The 290-nt window shown below is 34.1% G+C and carries 1 protein-coding gene; it reads left to right on the top strand.

Annotation, left to right across the window (positions count from 1 at the left end; translation table 11 throughout):
- Positions 1-3: 3 nt before the first annotated feature.
- On the top strand, positions 4-290 hold a 287-nt coding region (locus tag FQ664_RS28115), incomplete at its 3' end, for a BspA family leucine-rich repeat surface protein (protein ID WP_368667998.1).

Genomic DNA, 290 nt, shown 5'->3' with positions numbered 1-290 from the left:
GATATGTATTATATGTTTGGTTATAGCTCAGCAACATCACTAGACTTAAGTTCATTTGATACCTCAAGTGTAACAAATATGAGGTGTATGTTTCGTTATTGTTCAGCAACATCACTAGACTTAAGCTCATTTGATACCTCAAGTGTAACAGATATGAGTTATATGTTTCGTTATTGTTCAGCAACTATAGGTTATGCAAGAACACAAGCTGACGCAGATAGGTTTAATACAAGTAGTTATAAACCTGCTGGATTAGTGTTTGTGGTTAAACCACCAGAACCAACTATAAT

Origin of the sequence: Pseudomonas persica, from assembly GCF_900291015.1 — a bacterium.
Taxonomy (GTDB): domain Bacteria; phylum Pseudomonadota; class Gammaproteobacteria; order Pseudomonadales; family Pseudomonadaceae; genus Aquipseudomonas.
The sequence above is the reverse complement of the archived record's forward strand: the minus strand, read 5'-3'. Positions and strand labels throughout refer to the sequence as shown.